At 63.6% G+C, this 503-nt stretch carries 2 protein-coding genes; one reads left to right on the top strand and one right to left on the bottom strand.

Going from position 1 to position 503, the window contains the following annotated elements:
* Positions 1-159: single-stranded DNA-binding protein (ssb, locus tag AC1DWF_RS39105; RefSeq protein ID WP_476843752.1), on the bottom strand; the 159-nt coding region annotated here is incomplete at its 3' end.
* 171 nt (positions 160-330) lie between these two features.
* On the opposite strand from ssb, the gene AC1DWF_RS39100 reads away from it, so the two are divergent.
* Positions 331-503 (top strand): ATP-binding cassette domain-containing protein (locus tag AC1DWF_RS39100; protein WP_476843751.1); only part of this gene is annotated, 173 nt, incomplete at its 3' end.

Raw genomic sequence — 503 nt, 5'->3', positions numbered from 1 at the left:
GTGCCACTCGGTGCGCTCCTGCTGGTTGCCCTCGCGGTCCTTGAACCGCTCGCTGGTCGCCAGGCGCAGGTTCACGACCTTCCCGCCATTCTGGAAGTTCCGCACCTCGGGGTCCTTGCCGAGGCGCCCCAGGATGATCACCTTATTCACTCCGGCCATGGGCCGCGCCTCCTTCAGATCGGCCGCGGAAACTACCTTTTCCGCGGCACTCGGGCCAGCCCTCGCAATTTCGCGGGTTCTGGGCCGTATTTCACGCTTTGCATCGCAGCATATATGGTGCAGACAGCGTGAACACAATATGAACATCTAGCCCCCCCGGAGCCTGAGTCCATGCCGCGTGATGCCGCCGATCCCGTCGTGAAGGGGGAGCTCATCCGGATTCGCGGCGCCCGCCAGCACAATCTGAAGTCCGTGGATCTCGACCTGCCGCGCGGCAAGCTGGTGGTTCTGACGGGGCTGTCCGGCTCCGGAAAATCGTCGCTGGCCTTCGACACGATCTATGC

The sequence above is a fragment of the Aminobacter sp. P4_D5 genome, from assembly GCF_056401815.1.
This window is presented reverse-complemented; position numbering and strand designations above follow the sequence as displayed.